At 46.1% G+C, this 14451-nt stretch carries 8 protein-coding genes and 1 tRNA gene; all 9 read right to left on the reverse strand.

Features of this window, described 5'->3' with window-relative positions; genetic code table 11:
- Nucleotides 1–189: 189 nt before the first annotated feature.
- Nucleotides 190–260, reverse strand: a tRNA-Gly gene (locus QUB26_RS04080).
- A 151-nt stretch (nucleotides 261–411) separates the two neighbouring features.
- On the reverse strand, nucleotides 412–2478 hold the full coding sequence (gene uvrC / locus QUB26_RS04085) for an excinuclease ABC subunit UvrC (protein WP_333316889.1): 2067 nt from the start codon (nucleotides 2476–2478) through the stop codon (nucleotides 412–414).
- Between the two features lie 116 nt (nucleotides 2479–2594).
- Complete coding sequence (locus QUB26_RS04090; RefSeq protein WP_333316891.1) at nucleotides 2595–3347, reverse strand: amino acid ABC transporter ATP-binding protein; 753 nt, start codon at nucleotides 3345–3347, stop codon at nucleotides 2595–2597.
- Between the two features lie 162 nt (nucleotides 3348–3509).
- Nucleotides 3510–4742 carry an amino acid ABC transporter permease gene (locus QUB26_RS04095; RefSeq protein ID WP_333316893.1) on the reverse strand — a complete coding sequence of 411 codons (1233 nt, stop codon included), beginning with the start codon at nucleotides 4740–4742 and terminating at the stop codon, nucleotides 3510–3512.
- A gap of 96 nt (nucleotides 4743–4838) precedes the next feature.
- Nucleotides 4839–5360 (reverse strand): DUF29 family protein, encoded by a 522-nt coding sequence (locus tag QUB26_RS04100; RefSeq protein ID WP_333316895.1) that lies wholly within the window; start codon nucleotides 5358–5360, stop codon nucleotides 4839–4841.
- Between the two features lie 170 nt (nucleotides 5361–5530).
- Entirely contained in the window at nucleotides 5531–6745 is a 1215-nt protein-coding gene (locus tag QUB26_RS04105; RefSeq protein ID WP_333316897.1) for an ABC transporter permease subunit, read from the reverse strand.
- Nucleotides 6746–7037: 292 nt separating this feature from the next.
- Nucleotides 7038–8123 (reverse strand): amino acid ABC transporter substrate-binding protein, encoded by a 1086-nt coding sequence (locus QUB26_RS04110; RefSeq protein WP_333316899.1) that lies wholly within the window; start codon nucleotides 8121–8123, stop codon nucleotides 7038–7040.
- A 317-nt stretch (nucleotides 8124–8440) separates the two neighbouring features.
- Nucleotides 8441–8668 carry a hypothetical protein gene (locus tag QUB26_RS04115; protein ID WP_015178453.1) on the reverse strand — a complete coding sequence of 76 codons (228 nt, stop codon included), beginning with the start codon at nucleotides 8666–8668 and terminating at the stop codon, nucleotides 8441–8443.
- A gap of 558 nt (nucleotides 8669–9226) precedes the next feature.
- Nucleotides 9227–14329 carry a PAS domain S-box protein gene (locus QUB26_RS04120; protein ID WP_333239058.1) on the reverse strand — a complete coding sequence of 1701 codons (5103 nt, stop codon included), beginning with the start codon at nucleotides 14327–14329 and terminating at the stop codon, nucleotides 9227–9229.
- Between the last annotated feature and the right edge of the window lie 122 nt (nucleotides 14330–14451).

Below are 14451 nucleotides of genomic sequence, written 5' to 3' on the forward strand. Positions count from 1 at the left end.
GCGGGGAAGGGCTGACTACGGTCAAAAAAACCGTAGTCAAACCGTAGTCAGTTGATACTCAGTTTGGTCATTCCGTAGTCAAATCGTAGTCAATTTCTAGTCACTTGGAACCCTAATTCTGTCGTATTCTAGGCAATAAAAAACCTCAAACCGTTGATTTACCGTTGGTTTGAGGTTCTTATAGACGCAAGCGGGCAGCGGGAATCGAACCCGCATAGTTAGCTTGGAAGGCTAAAGTTTTACCACTAAACTATGCCCGCACACAGAACCTAAACATACCACAAGTCTCTGGGAATTGCAATAGGCCTGTGCAAAATTTTTGAATACCTCCCTCACAGTGGCTGAATCGGGACTTGGGGCCCGATCGCCCCCTCGCCCCAAAAATCCCCGTCTCCCATGCTGCGTAAGACTTTACGGGTGGAAATAATCGTAAATTTGCTGCGCCAGACGCGGGCCAATCCCAGAAACTTCTGCCAACTGTTCGGGAGTCGCTAAACGAAGGTAGTCGATCGACCGAAAATGTGCCAACAATTGTTTTTGTCGGTGGTGTCCCAATCCGGGAATTTCATCAAGGCGCGATCGCTTCATTCTCTCGCTTCTGCGATCCCGGTGAAAACTCACAGCAAACCTGTGCGCCTCATCCCGCACCCGGCGCAATAATTGTACCCCAGGCTGCTCAGAATTAGTTGGCAGCGGCAAAGATTCCCCCGGTAAAAATATCTCCTCTCGCTGCTTTGCCAAACTGACAACGCGCAACTCTTCTAGCAAATTCATCTCCCGCAAAACAGCCACAACTGCTGAAAGTTGACCTTTGCCGCCATCTATCATAATTAAGTCGGGTTTGTCCGAGATAGTACGAGAAACGGAGGATAAATTGCTGATTTTTTTCGATTTTCCTAAATCGCTAAATTCTTCTTCCTTATTCGTTCTATCCGTTAAATCCGTTATAAAATCCGTTGCCGAACTTTCTTCTTCCTTCAATCCTCGGAATCGGCGACCGATAACTTCTGCTAAACTAGCAAAATCATCAGAATGACCCGATTTAATTTCAGGATTTTTAATTTTGTAATGGCGGTAGTGTTGATTAGCCGGCAAACCGTCAATAAATACGACGCGGGAAGCTACGGCGTCAGAACCTTGAATGTGAGAAATATCGTAACCTTCAATGCGGCGAGGAACTTCTGGCAAATCGAGGATTTCTGCTAAATCTTGCATTGCTTGAGAATTGCGATCGCTCAATCTTTGCATTCTCGCTAATTCATACTCAGCGTTGCGTTCAACCATCTCAATCAACTCAGCCTTAGTTTGCCGTTGCGGCGTCAAAATGGTAACTTTTCGCCCCTTACGATTGCTCAACCAATCTGCTAATATTTCCGCTTCTGGCAATTCGTACTGCACTGAAATTTCGCTGGGAATTTCTACAGATTCGACATTTTGATAATGTTCTTCCAACACCCGCTGCAAAATCGCTCCGGCCTCTACCCCCCCTCGTTCCCCCCCTTGCCAAGGGGGGGAGGCAAGAGAAAGTTCAGATAACTCTTCCCCCCCCGATTGTAGGGGCGGTGCCCCCGTGCCCGCCCTGGGTATTTCCGCCATAAATCCCAATCTTCCGACCAATTGACCGGCGCGAATTTGGAACAATTGGACGCAAGCGTGCTGGGTGTCTGCCGCAAGTGCGATCGCATCTCTGGAAACCGTATCATCGGGCAAAGACACTTTTTGACCCGCACTCAAAGACTGCAAACCCTTAATTTGGTCGCGAATGCGCGCCGCCGTTTCAAAGTTCAAATCTTCCGCTGCTTCTTCCATTTGGGGTTCCAGGATGTCGAGTAATTCCTGAGCTCTTCCCTGAAAAATCATCGCTACTTTTTGGATGATTTTTCGGTATTCCTCCGGCGAAGTTAACCCTTGACAAACGCCAACGCAGCGCCCGATGTCGTAGTTCAAACAAGGACGGTCTTTAAATAGCGGTTGAGGGCGCTGCCGCAGCGGAAAAATCCGCTTAATTAAATGCAGCGTACTCCGCAGGGCCCCTGTATCAACGTAGGGGCCATAGTAGCGGTCTTTTGCACTACCTGCGCGGCGTTTGCGGGTGATAAAAATGCGCGGGTATTCTTCCGACCAAGTTATGCACAAATAAGGATATTTTTTATCATCTTTGAGGAGGACGTTAAAGTAAGGTTGGTGCTGTTTTACGAGGTTTGCTTCTAAGGCTAAAGCTTCCGCTTCTGTGTCGGTGGCGATGAATTCAATTTCGCGCACTTGCTGCACCATCATCGCGATGCGGGGACTGAGATTTTGGCTTTCCCGAAAGTAGGAACGGACGCGGTTTCGGAGTTTTTTGGATTTGCCGATGTAAAGGATGCGATCGCTCTCATCGCGCATTAAATATACACCAGGAACCGCCGGAATTTCTTTGAGGCGACTTTCTAGGCGTTCCGAGTCTTTAACTAACGGCAGAGTTTTTGTGGATGGCATTGCAAGCTATCTCAGCAAAATAGAGACTGATTGTACACTCTTTTATTTTACCTTAATTCGGTCGATTTTGACTGCTGCGACCGTCGCCAAACCCACCGATTAAACTGGAAAATCAGTTACAGTATCTGAGATAAAAACTTGCGGGTGCGTTCTTCCTTCGGGTTCTGAAAAAACTCTTCTGGTTGGGCTTCTTCCACTAAAACACCGCCATCCATCAACACAATGCGATCGGCAACTTCGCGCGCAAACCCGACTTCGTGAGTCACCACCACCATTGTAATTCCAGTTTGAGCCAAATTTCGCATTACATCTAAAACTTCCCGCACCATCTCCGGGTCTAATGCTGATGTCGGTTCGTCAAACAGCATGATTTTAGGCTGCATGGCTAGAGAACGTGCAATAGCGACCCGCTGCTGCTGTCCTCCAGACAACTGTCCGGGATATTTTTTTGCTTGTTCCAAAATTCCCACTCTTTCTAACAATTGCATCGCCACTTCTTCGGCTTTTTTCTTAGGCCAGCGGCGCACCCATACTGGCGCTAGCATGACGTTTTGCAAGACTGATAAGTGGGGAAACAAGTTAAATTGCTGAAACACCATTCCTACTTCGCGGCGAATTGTCTCGATGTTGCGTAAGTCGTGGGAAAGTTCAATTCCGTCGATCGTAATTTTGCCTTGTTGGTATTCTTCTAAGGCGTTGAATGTGCGAATAAACGTCGATTTTCCCGAACCAGATGGCCCCATCACGACCACGACTTCGCCCCGGTTTACGGTCATGCTGACGCCGCGCAGTACGTGAAATTGTCCGTACCATTTGTGGACGTTTTCTGCTACGATTACTTGTTCGGGGATTGTGGGTTTAGTTTGCATAGTTTTGTCCTTTAAATAATGACGGATAATTATTGCCTGATGACTGTTGACTACTTCAGCGGAGGGGGGTTTATATATATTTGGGTTGGGAGGGGGCGGGTTTATATATATTTTGGTTGGGAGTTATATTTTGTTGGTGAACCCGCCCCTACAGACTGCGGACTAATGACTTTTTTCTAAAGTTCGTTCTATTTTGCGGCTTGCTAGGGACATTGAGTAGCAGAATATCCAATAAATGATGCCGACGAATATGTAAACTTCGGCGTATCTGCCGATATAGGATGGATTTGCTAAAACTGCGCGGGATATTCCGATTAATTCTAACATTCCGAATAGAGATAGCAGGGAGGTATCCATGAATAATCCGATGAATTGACCGCCGATCGCAGGAATGACTATTCGCAATGCTTGAGGCAGTACAATTAGAATTGTAAGCAGGGGTGTATTGAGTCCGATCGACCTAGCTGCTTCTATTTGTCCTCTGGGTACGGCCTGCAAGCCACCGCGCACGTTTTCCGCCAAGTATGCCGCACTAAATAACGTTAATCCAGCAATCGCTCTAATTACTCTATCCAATTTCGGATATTCTGGCGGCAAGAAGAGTTGCAGCATTACTTGGCCTAAAAACAAAATGCCAATTAATGGTAAACCGCGAATAATTTCAATGTATAATGTTGATAACAATCTCACAACTGGCAAAGAACTTTGTCTCCCTAGTGCTAGCAATACTCCCAAAGGAAAGGAAAGCACAATACTAATAACTGCTAAAAACAGTGTCAATACTAAACCGCCCCAATCATTTGTTGACACTTCTGTCAAACCTAAGCCGCCTTTAATTAGCCACAAAATTATTGGGAAGGAAAGAGCCCAAACTGCCGGCATCCAGCTAACCCCCCCCAACCCCCCCTTGCTAAGGGGGGGCGAGGGGGGGTTGCGGTTAATTTGCCTTCCGATGACATAGCTGGCGGCGGCTGCGATAATAATTCCTAAGAGGTAGAGGCGAGAGGTTAGGTCGATCGGCGAAATGACCGCACCCACAACCGCAGCACCGAGTATAATTAGTAAAGGCGGATTCCAAAGACGTTCTTGCCGCTGAATGTTTCCCCAAGTTAATCCTCCCAACAAGGCAATTATGGCCGTTACTATCCACAGCCGCCAGTAAGAATCGCGAGGAAATCGGCCGGCGAAAAATAGTGGCAAGTTGGCTTCTAATACGCGCCATTGAGCTTTTGTTGTTGCCCAAACGATAATTCCTTTAATTGTTTGGAAGGCGATAATTAGGCAAACTACTGTCAGAATGCTGTTGTACCAGGTACTAAATAGGTTTTTGCGCGCCCAATTCCAAGGAGTGGGCGATTCGGTGGCTGGGGGCGGTAATATGGGGAGAGTTTCCATATAGCGGTTTTCAATCCTATATTTTATTAATCCGCGTAGGCGGGTTTTGTTTGTGTAGACGCGATTTCCAATCGCCAAGGCTAAAAAAAATCATACTTATTTTCGCCGATTTATCCAATCTTCTCCACCTGGTAACTGACTTAAATGCTGGGCTAACACTGCGGGTAAATCTTTTGCGGAATGGATATAAGTCAAGTTCAATAACCTCACAGCAGTTTGAATAATCAGGTTTCTATCCATCATCTCTGCCAGTTGAAATTGAGTATAAGCACCATTCAATACTTCCTCCGCAGCCTCTGCAATCGCATCCTCAATCACCTCCTCCTCTATAAAACTCTCCCATTCATCAGAATTGATGTAATAAGATGTTTTATTATCTTTAATATTTGCCTTCTTAATTTCTCTGATTGAATTGCGAATCGAACTTGCCCAAGAACCAGTTAATCGCTGTTCAACTTGATTTTTAATCAAGTGAATCAGCAAAACATTTAAAAAAGATTGGATTTGTCGCAAAATTGCCTGTTTGCTCATTCCATCTAACTCATCGACTATTGCCAAAGCATCCGTATACCTTCCTTCCAATATGCTCTTTCTAAGAGCAATTAATTCTTGTGTCATTTTATCCACCTCCAATTTGATACTAGCAAGCCAAAGATAGTTGTGACTTATTTATTATTGCTTAATCGTGAATTCACAAGTTTTAGTTACTCGGTCTAAGCTAAATTTACTGTAAGCCATTGGACGCGATATCCTTTTATTCCAATTTAAATAGATTTAACCTCAACTATTTACCTTTCCTTAATTTGTACAGTTTTATTGTACCAATTCATGAACAGAGAAACTATCAAACTAATTGTTAGGTATGTTACCATGATAATTAACATTGCTTCGATCGCCCTTCCGGTCTGATTCAACGTCGGAGAGCCCACCACAAAATAAACGTCGGGATAAGCAACCGCAACCGCTAAACTCGAATTCTTAGCTAAATTCAGATACTGACTGGTTAAAGGCGGCACAATCACCCGCAAAGCTTGCGGCAAAATTACCATCCGCATCATGGTTCCAGACTTCAGCCCTAAAGACTTTCCCGCTTCCCACTGGCCTTTCGATACTGACTGAATTCCGGCCCGCACAATTTCTGCAATGTAACTGCCAGTATACAAGCTGAGCCCTGTCACCAAGGCGGCAAATTCTGGAGTGAATTTTAATCCTCCTTCGAGTTGCAAGGCTGGTGTCAGGCGGGGGAAATCTAGACGAAAAGGCAGATTTTTGGTAATAATCAAAGCTAAGATTGCACTTAGCCCGATCGCACCTAGAGCCCAAAACAACTGTCTTCCCGGCTTAGCTTCTTCCAACATCACCCGCGCCCGCCACATCCACAGCCCCGCCGCCGCCAAAACTCCGACAGTTAGCAAAATCACCCAAATCTCAAAACCCGGCAAAGCCACAGGCCAAGGTACAGCAATGCCGCGATTTGTCAAGTAAATCGGCCCCCTCATCTGCTGATTGTCTTCCAGTTTTGGCAGGGAAATGAAAACTGCAAAATACCAGAAAAATAGTTGCAGCAATAACGGCGTATTTCGCAGAATTTCTACGTACAAACCAGCCAAATTCCGCAACAGCCAATTGTCGGAAAGGCGCGCAATTCCCACCGTCAAACCCGCAATTGTTGCGAAAACAATCCCCAGACCCATTACCCGCAGTGAGTTAATTAAACCGACAAAATAAGCTTGTCTGTAACTGTTGGCGGGACTGTAGGGGATTACACTTTCACCGATGTCAAAAGATGCTTGGGAATTGAGAAAATCAAATCCAAACGCAATCCCCAATTGCGAGTAATTGGCACTGAGATTGTCCCAGAGAATGGCGATAACAACTATTACTAAAATTAGGGCGATCGCCTGTACGGCTATTTTCCAGAAGCGATCGTCCCGCAGCAGTTTTGATATATCTTTAAAATTGGGAAATCTCTGGGCTTTGCCCGGTGGAGGTTCTGGGTTCATAACTTAAATTATATTTGATAAATCTGCTGGCAAATCCAGGCGAGATTGAGCTTTGGTGCGTGATATCGTTTCCGGTTGCATCGGAATGATTTAACCGCAGAGGGCGCAGAGAACGCAGAGGGAGAGAATACAGAGATGAATTATTCCGATGCTACCGGATTTGATATGACTTGATAGTTACTCGATTGGCGATCGGGATTTTTCAAGTCACGCACTCTACATAGCTTTGGTGCGTGACTGTTAACAGTCAACAGTCAACAGTCAACAGTTAACAGTTAACAGTTAACTAAAATTAGCGGAATGGCGGCGAGTAAAGCAAACCGCCATCTTTCCAGAGTCTGTTTTGACCCCGTTCTAACTTGAGTGTACTTTTGGGGCCGAGGTTGCGATCGTACATTTCTCCGTAATTCCCGACTTTCTTCACAACGCGGACTACGTAGTCGTTCGGGAGTCCCAAACCTTTACCTAAATCTCCTTCTTTTCCTAGCAAACGTTTGACGCTGGGGTCTGTAGTGCTTGCCACAATTTGGTCTACATTTCCTGAATTAATTCCCAAATCTTCAGCTTCAATCGCCGCAAAAATAATCCATCTCACCGCGTCAGCCCATTTAGGATCGCCGCTTTTCACCGCTGGGGCTAAGGGTTCTTTTGACATCACGATCGGCAAAACAACATTATTCTCGGGATTCGGCAGAGTTGTCCGCTTCGAGACTAGCTGCGATCGATCGGCAGTAACACCTTGACAGCGACCTTCTTGATAGGTAGCAAAGGTAGCATTCACATCTTCAAACACCACAGGAGTGTATTTAATTCCTAATTTTCGCATTTGGTCGGACAAATTTTGTTCGGTGCTCGTACCTGTCTGCACGCAGATAGATTTGCCCGCAAAATCTTTTAAACTTTTGATACCGCTGTCTTTTTTGACCATGATGCTTTGAGAGTCATAAAAGATTACCGGGGCAAATTCCAGTCCGGTAGTGCTGTCGCGACTCGCGGTGTAGGTGGTATTTCGGCTGAGAATGTCGATTTCTCCTGCCTGCAAAACTGTAAATCTATCTTTAGCGTTGAGTTTTCGGTACTCGACTTTTTCGGGATCGTCAAATATTGCTGCCGCCACAGCCCTGCACACATCCACATCCAGTCCCGAATATTTGCCTGTTTCGTCTACAAAGCTAAAACCCGGCAGTTCGCCGCTGATGCCACAAATCAGTTTGCCCCGGCTGACAATTGTATCTATCCGGCTGGAACCTTGTTGCGAGTTGCCGCCTGCTGCAGTTGTTGCTGTTGTTTGTCCGGTTTGTGCCGATCGATCCCTACAAGACGCCAACGGTGCCACAAACAACACACTTGCTAGTAGCAGAAATCCCCATTTACGCATAGATTTTAATAGAACGCTTTCCTGACAATCCTACCTTGTAGCTGTCAGAACTGTGGCGATCGGCTATCTACACAGCTTCCGGTTTCAAATTAGCCATTCTGCATCCATTGCTGCAGTGCGGCAACTGCCCTGACTACCCGCCTGTTTTTTTTGAGCAAGCTGGGAGCCCAAAGTTAGAAACCCGGTTTCTGGCTGGAGGTATGGTCGTCAAACCTCAGATTTATCCCTGAAACCCGGTTTCTTTTCTGCTATTTCTGCCCAGCGCGAGCGATCGTCGCCCTTCCCTGGAATATTTATCCGATTTTGATGGAATCCGCTCACAGTAGCTCTGGTGCCAGCCGCTGCTCAGCTAAATCGCGGATTAGGGAAAGCCGAGACTGGATGTATTCGTCCAACAAATCTGCTTCTTTGCCATTGAGCGCAGAGTTTGTCTTTAACTGCTTCAGCAGCCACTGTACCAGGGTGGCATCGTCTAAATTGACTAACAGAGTAGCTTGGGTGGTCTCAATTAATGACCAGAGTTGGCGTAACATGACTGGAGTCATAAAACCTCGTTGAGCGTAAATACGCACTTAATGGGCGGGCATAGCGAAAAGCTGGTCTTGGTGTCTCAAGCCGATAGACGAAAAGCACCCTCATAACCATCGGCTTAATGATTATTTTATATTTGACCACAATAACTTAATAAAGTAGTGTCACAAGTTACAACACACAAGATGTTATAAGAGTTCCCAATTCCTTCACATTGAGATAAATATCTTGATAAAAGATTAAAAATCTTTACACGCGATTTGAGGACTGATATCAATTCGGGTTGTATCGGAAGGATTAAACCGCTCTTGATGCAGAGGAAGAGATGAAGGATTCCGATGTCACCGGATCAGATATCACCAACCCCGGCGTTTGAAACCCGGCGGTTGAAACCGCGTCTACACAAACAAAACCCGCCTCCGCGGGTTGAAGAGTCGTAGCGTAGCGGGGCGTAAGCCATCGCACATTTCTCTAAAATTCCATATTTCTTAGTCCGCAGAGGCGGACATCGTTTGTGTAGACGCGGTTTCCAACCGCCGAGGATTTCTTTAGCCCTTAAGAAAATTGATTGATTACTCGGTAGCCACCAACTTTTGAACCCTCGCCAGAATTATTTCTAATTCAGCAATGATTTTTGTAGCCCCCTCCAAATCATTGGATTCGGCCAAACTTTGAAGCCGATCTGCCAGATCGGGCATTAACCGCACCGCCGCCGTAGCGCTGACACCTTTAATTTGATGAGCGTGGCGGGCGAGTGTCTCCATATCTCCCAAGGCGATCGCCTCCTTAGCAGCTTCTAAATAACTAGCAGTATCCACCACAAAAGCTTGCAGTATTTCCCGCTCAAACTCTAAATCAGCGCCCGAAATTTCGTGCAAACGTGCCATATCGACTACCGATTCGATATCGGGATCAGAATTTTGAAGTTCCTCACCATTAAACTTGGGAGTTCCAATTTTTAGCTTGGCCGACCAATTTGCTAGTACCGATTTTAACTTTTCGATCGCAATAGGTTTGCTAATATAATCGTCCATGCCCGCCGCCAGACACTTTTCCCGATCGCCCTTCAAAGCATTCGCCGTCATCGCAATCACCACCGTCTTTTGATGTGGCTCCATCTTGCCAGCAGCATCTGCCGCTTCCCGGCGGCGCAATTCCAGCGTTGCTTCATAACCGTCCAAAACCGGCATCTGACAGTCCATCAACACAATGTCATACTTTTTCTGAGCAACCATAGATAGCGCCTCTGCGCCGTTATTGGCGACATCCGCAGTGCATCCCAAAACTCTGAGTTGATTGAGACCAACTTTTTGATTGATGGGAGTATCTTCAACTAACAAAATCTTTAAACTTGCTAACTCCCGGTTGTCAATAGCTGAGGCTCGATTGGACGTTGAATTTGCCTGCGGCTCATCAATCAGCGTCATCGGGGCGATCGCATTCGCCAAGCAATCAAATAGTCGGTGAGCCTTAACAGGTTTAGTTAAATACCCGCTAAAGCCGCTATCTACCAAGCGTTTCGCCTCTGCAAGCTGAGTCATTGAAGTCAGCACCACCCAATGCGTCTGCTGCATTGCCGGCTCAGAAATCCTCAAGCGTTCGAGACTTCCGGCCACCATTTCCGGCAACTGAATATCAACCAAAACGATATCGTAAGGGGAATTAAGGCTAACAGCTTTGTACAGAGATGCGATCGTCATCCAACCGTTTTCCACCTCCTCAACTTCCATTCCCCACAAAACAGCCATTCTCACTAGCACTTTCCGCACAGTCGGCTTGTCGCTGGCAACTAACATTTTTCGCCCCGCCAGCACCGTTTCAAAATTCACTTCGCACGCTGTCCCGACAGCAGTTAAATTTTCCGTAACTGTCGGCACAGTAAACCAAAAAGTCGAGCCTTTGCCAGGGGTACTTTCCACACCGATTTGCCCACCCATTAACTCCACCAACTGCTTAGAAATAGCCAGCCCCAAACCTGTGCCACCGTATTTTCTTGTCGTAGAGGCATCAACTTGAGTAAAAGATTGAAACAGCTTTTTTTTGTCTTCGGGAGCAATCCCAATTCCTGTATCTGTCACTTTAAACAGCAGGAGCATCGAGTCATTGTTTTCTATTTTTAACTGTTCGATATTCTCTAAAATTTTCTGATTATCGGTGGCTGCCAATAACTCAGGATTACTAGCATTAGCAACCTCCATTACCACTTCTCCTGCTTCTGTAAACTTAATAGCATTGTTGATCAAATTAGTGAGTATTTGCCGCAACCGCGCTGCATCACCTTTAATTTGCAGCGGCACGTCGTTGTCAATCAGTGCCACCACTTCTATACCTTTTTCTTGTGCGGGAGTTGCCAACAAATCCAGCACTTCATTCACACAGATACTGAGGTTAAATTCGATTGTTTCTAAGCGCATTTCTCCTGCTTCCAGTTTGGAGAGATCCAGAATATCGTTAATGATGGAGAGTAAATTTTGGCCGCTGAGTTTCAGCGTCTGTACAAAGTCAAGTTGTTCGGGAGTAAGATTCGTTTTCAGCAGCAAATCTGTCATCCCCATCACTCCATTCATCGGAGTACGGATTTCGTGACTCATATTTGCTAAAAATAGCGACTTCATTCGAGACGCTTCTAGGGCTGCTTCTCGGGCCTGCTGCGCTTGTTCAAAAAGAGTAGATTGCTGAATGGCGATCGCCAACTGCACGCTCAACCTTCCCAGCAAATCCATCTCAGAATCAGTCCAAACACGCGGAGCGCTACACTGATGGGCAATCAGCAATCCCCACAACCGATTTTGACTCGTTTCCAAACTCCTTCCCGGCGGGTTCATTTGAGTTTCTGGCGAATATTCTGCTGCCAACCCCTGACTTTCATCGCCTATAAAAATTGGTACAACTAAATTAGCCCTTACCTGCAAACTAGCAAGTAAATCTCGGTGTTCCTCGCTCAAATTGGCCGTATAAATATCTGCCATTGCTTGAATTGTTCCTGGACTGTACAGCCATACAAAATTTTCCCCAAAGGATGTTCTTTGAACTTTTCTGCCCAGCAGGGGCATCCAATCATCCCCTACAGATTCCACAACCACAATCGCTGTTTCCTCGGAATCAAAATGATAAATTATCGTGCGGTCAGTTGCCAGCAACTGCCGCACTTCTTGTACAGCAGTGCTCAGAGTTTGAGTGAGGTTGAGAGACTGGCGGACTCGCTGGGCGATCGCCGAAACCAGCCGTTCTTGTTCTGCTTGTTCCCGCAGCATTCTCTCAGCTTGCTTGCGTTCGGTGACATCGCGAATTACCGCAGCAAAGCACAGCGGTTCGGTGGTTTGAGGGTGCTTGACCAGAAAAGCATTCATCGCAACATCAATGGGTTGTCCGGTTCCCAAGTGCTGCATTTGACCTTCGCCTTGCCACTGGCCATGACTGATAATTGTTGGTAAAATCTCTTGACTGAATTTCTGTTGAAAATAGGGCCCAATATAATCCCAAATCTCCGTATAAAGCACTGGCGAAAGATTCTCTACACCGACCAGTTTTCGTCCGGCTTCGTTGACAAACAGCGTTTGGCCTTTCAGGGTAGCCATACCGATAAAATCGCTGCTGTTTTCAATCAGCGACACAAATTTTTGCCGTTCTTCTTCTCCTTTTTTGCGTTCGGTAATGTCGCGCTTGACGCAGACATGACAAATTACATCGTCGGCGTTGTTAATCACAGAGTATGCCGCAACGTCGATCGCCAGCGTCTGGCCTTTTTTAGTGGAGTTAATAATTTCGCCCCGAAAACTTCCTGTTTTTGCTAAACTTTGGGCAATTGCCAAAAAGCGATCCCCCGCAACCAGCGGCGAAGCTTCTGCTTCTAATTCCGCGTCTGTGTATCCTAGAAGCGTTTGGTGAGCAAGATTTTGTTCGACGAAAAACCCGTCAGCATCGATAATGACGATCGCATCGTTGGAATTTAAAAATATTTCTCGGTAAAGTTTTAGTTTTTCCTCAGCTCGCTTGCGTTCGGTGATGTCTCTTTTGACATTTACGTAACAAACTACATCCCCAGCATCATTGAGAACCGCAAAAGCCGAAAGCTCCACCTCAACTGTTCCTTCTGGCAAAGCCTTAATAAAGGTCATTTCGCCTCGGTAACTCCCAGTTTCTGCCAAGGTTTGCATTACCGAGGCAAATGCCTGTTCTCCCATGTGAGTTACCGGCGTTTTCCCCCACAATTTAGACGAACTGTAGCCCAGCAAAGCCGTGTGAGCTTGATTTGTTTCTAAGTAATAGCCTTGGGGGTCTAAGATCGCGATCGCATCGTTGGATTTCAAAAATATTTGTTGATAAAGTTGCAGCTTCCGTTCAGCTTGTTTCCGGGCGCTAATATCTGTGAACAAGCCGTAGTAAACTATCTCCCCCGATGCTTGAAATTCGGGCTGGGAAGCTCCTTGCACCCATTTAAGTTTTCCCGACGGAGTGACAATTCTTCCTTCCCAGCGCCAAGGCTGCAAGTTTTCAGCAGAAAGCGTCACCGAGTTGAGAAAATCATTTCGATCTTCGGAATGAATCATGTCAACAATTACATTAAAATTCTGCTGAGCAGCCTCTGGTTCTATTTCATACAATTCTCGGCAGCCCGCGCTCACAAACGAGAAGGCCATCGAGCCGTCTGGATGCAAGTCAATTTGATATACCGTACCGGGTACGCTAGCAGTAATTTTTTGCAGTTGGGCTTGGCTTTGATTCCTGGCTTCATCTGTGGCCTGCAATTGACCAATCTCTCTAGAAAAACCTAAAACCCCAAATATATTACCCTCTGCATCGCACAGTGGCACTTTTTGCGTATCAAAGACGTGCTGTTTGCCACTTTCAAAGACGATCGCCTGGTAGGGATTGCGAACCCTCTCCCCAGCCAGCACAGCTCGATCTTCCTCGCGGATGCCCCTAATTTGGCCGTTGCGATCGCCAAATACTAATTCGGCTGACAACCCTAATTCAATATCATCTTTGCCGATAATTTCCTCAACATTTTTCCCCAAATATTCAGCAAAACTTTGATTGACAAAAATGTATCTAAAATTTCTATCTTTCGCAAAAACTCTGTCCGGGGCATCGTCCATTACAGCCCGCACCAATAGTTCTTGAATTACCGAATCCAGAACCCAATTATTTTTAACTTTATCCTTGACACAGGTCGTTTTAGCTGCTAAGATAGTTAACTTTTTTGTACAAATTTGAGCGACTGTGTGGAGCAAACAAAGGTGTTCCAAATTAAAAGCAGTTGCCTGCTCTGCACCAATGAAAAATACTCCCAACAATTCTTCACTTTCATCGAGGTTGGCTGGTGCCATCAATACCGACTGAAACTCAGCAATTGGTGGCAGAGCGATGTTGTGCGCCCAGTCCCGATTGCCGGCGAGCCATTCAGCGCGAGCAGCTTGCAAGCGCCCTTCAATTTCGGCTTTGGTGCTAGCACTTAACGGCTGTAAGTGTTCCAGGTATATTCGATCGTCCGGTGGCGTCAAAATGGCGATCGCCGCGCCAGGAATGAGGCGATCGAGATGTGTCAGACACGCAGACCAAATTTCATCAGCGCCAGCCGCGAGTTGTATTTTCTCCGTAAGTTCGTTGAGAACTTGCAGTTCCAAGGTACGCTGGCGGACTTTTGCTTTGAGGCTGGCGGCTAGGATTTGCATAGTGCTCACCACGCTGGTTTGCTTATATTATAATAATTATTGATTTTCAAATTTTTGTAAACAATCATCTTAAAATATATCCGCCGAAAAGACAACTTTTTGATATTGAAATTACCTTCAAC

It is taken from the genome of Microcoleus sp. B4-C1 (genome assembly GCF_036705285.1).
Lineage (GTDB): Bacteria > Cyanobacteriota > Cyanobacteriia > Cyanobacteriales > Microcoleaceae > Microcoleus.

Coding starts and splice junctions, on each gene's coding strand:
- uvrC (WP_333316889.1), bottom strand. CDS start 2,478: ATGCCATCCACAAAAACTCTGCCGTTAGTTAAAGACTCGGAACGCCTA.
- QUB26_RS04090 (WP_333316891.1), bottom strand. CDS start 3,347: ATGCAAACTAAACCCACAATCCCCGAACAAGTAATCGTAGCAGAAAAC.
- QUB26_RS04095 (WP_333316893.1), bottom strand. CDS start 4,742: ATGGAAACTCTCCCCATATTACCGCCCCCAGCCACCGAATCGCCCACT.
- QUB26_RS04100 (WP_333316895.1), bottom strand. CDS start 5,360: ATGACACAAGAATTAATTGCTCTTAGAAAGAGCATATTGGAAGGAAGG.
- QUB26_RS04105 (WP_333316897.1), bottom strand. CDS start 6,745: ATGAACCCAGAACCTCCACCGGGCAAAGCCCAGAGATTTCCCAATTTT.
- QUB26_RS04110 (WP_333316899.1), bottom strand. CDS start 8,123: ATGCGTAAATGGGGATTTCTGCTACTAGCAAGTGTGTTGTTTGTGGCA.
- QUB26_RS04115 (WP_015178453.1), bottom strand. CDS start 8,668: ATGACTCCAGTCATGTTACGCCAACTCTGGTCATTAATTGAGACCACC.
- QUB26_RS04120 (WP_333239058.1), bottom strand. CDS start 14,329: ATGCAAATCCTAGCCGCCAGCCTCAAAGCAAAAGTCCGCCAGCGTACC.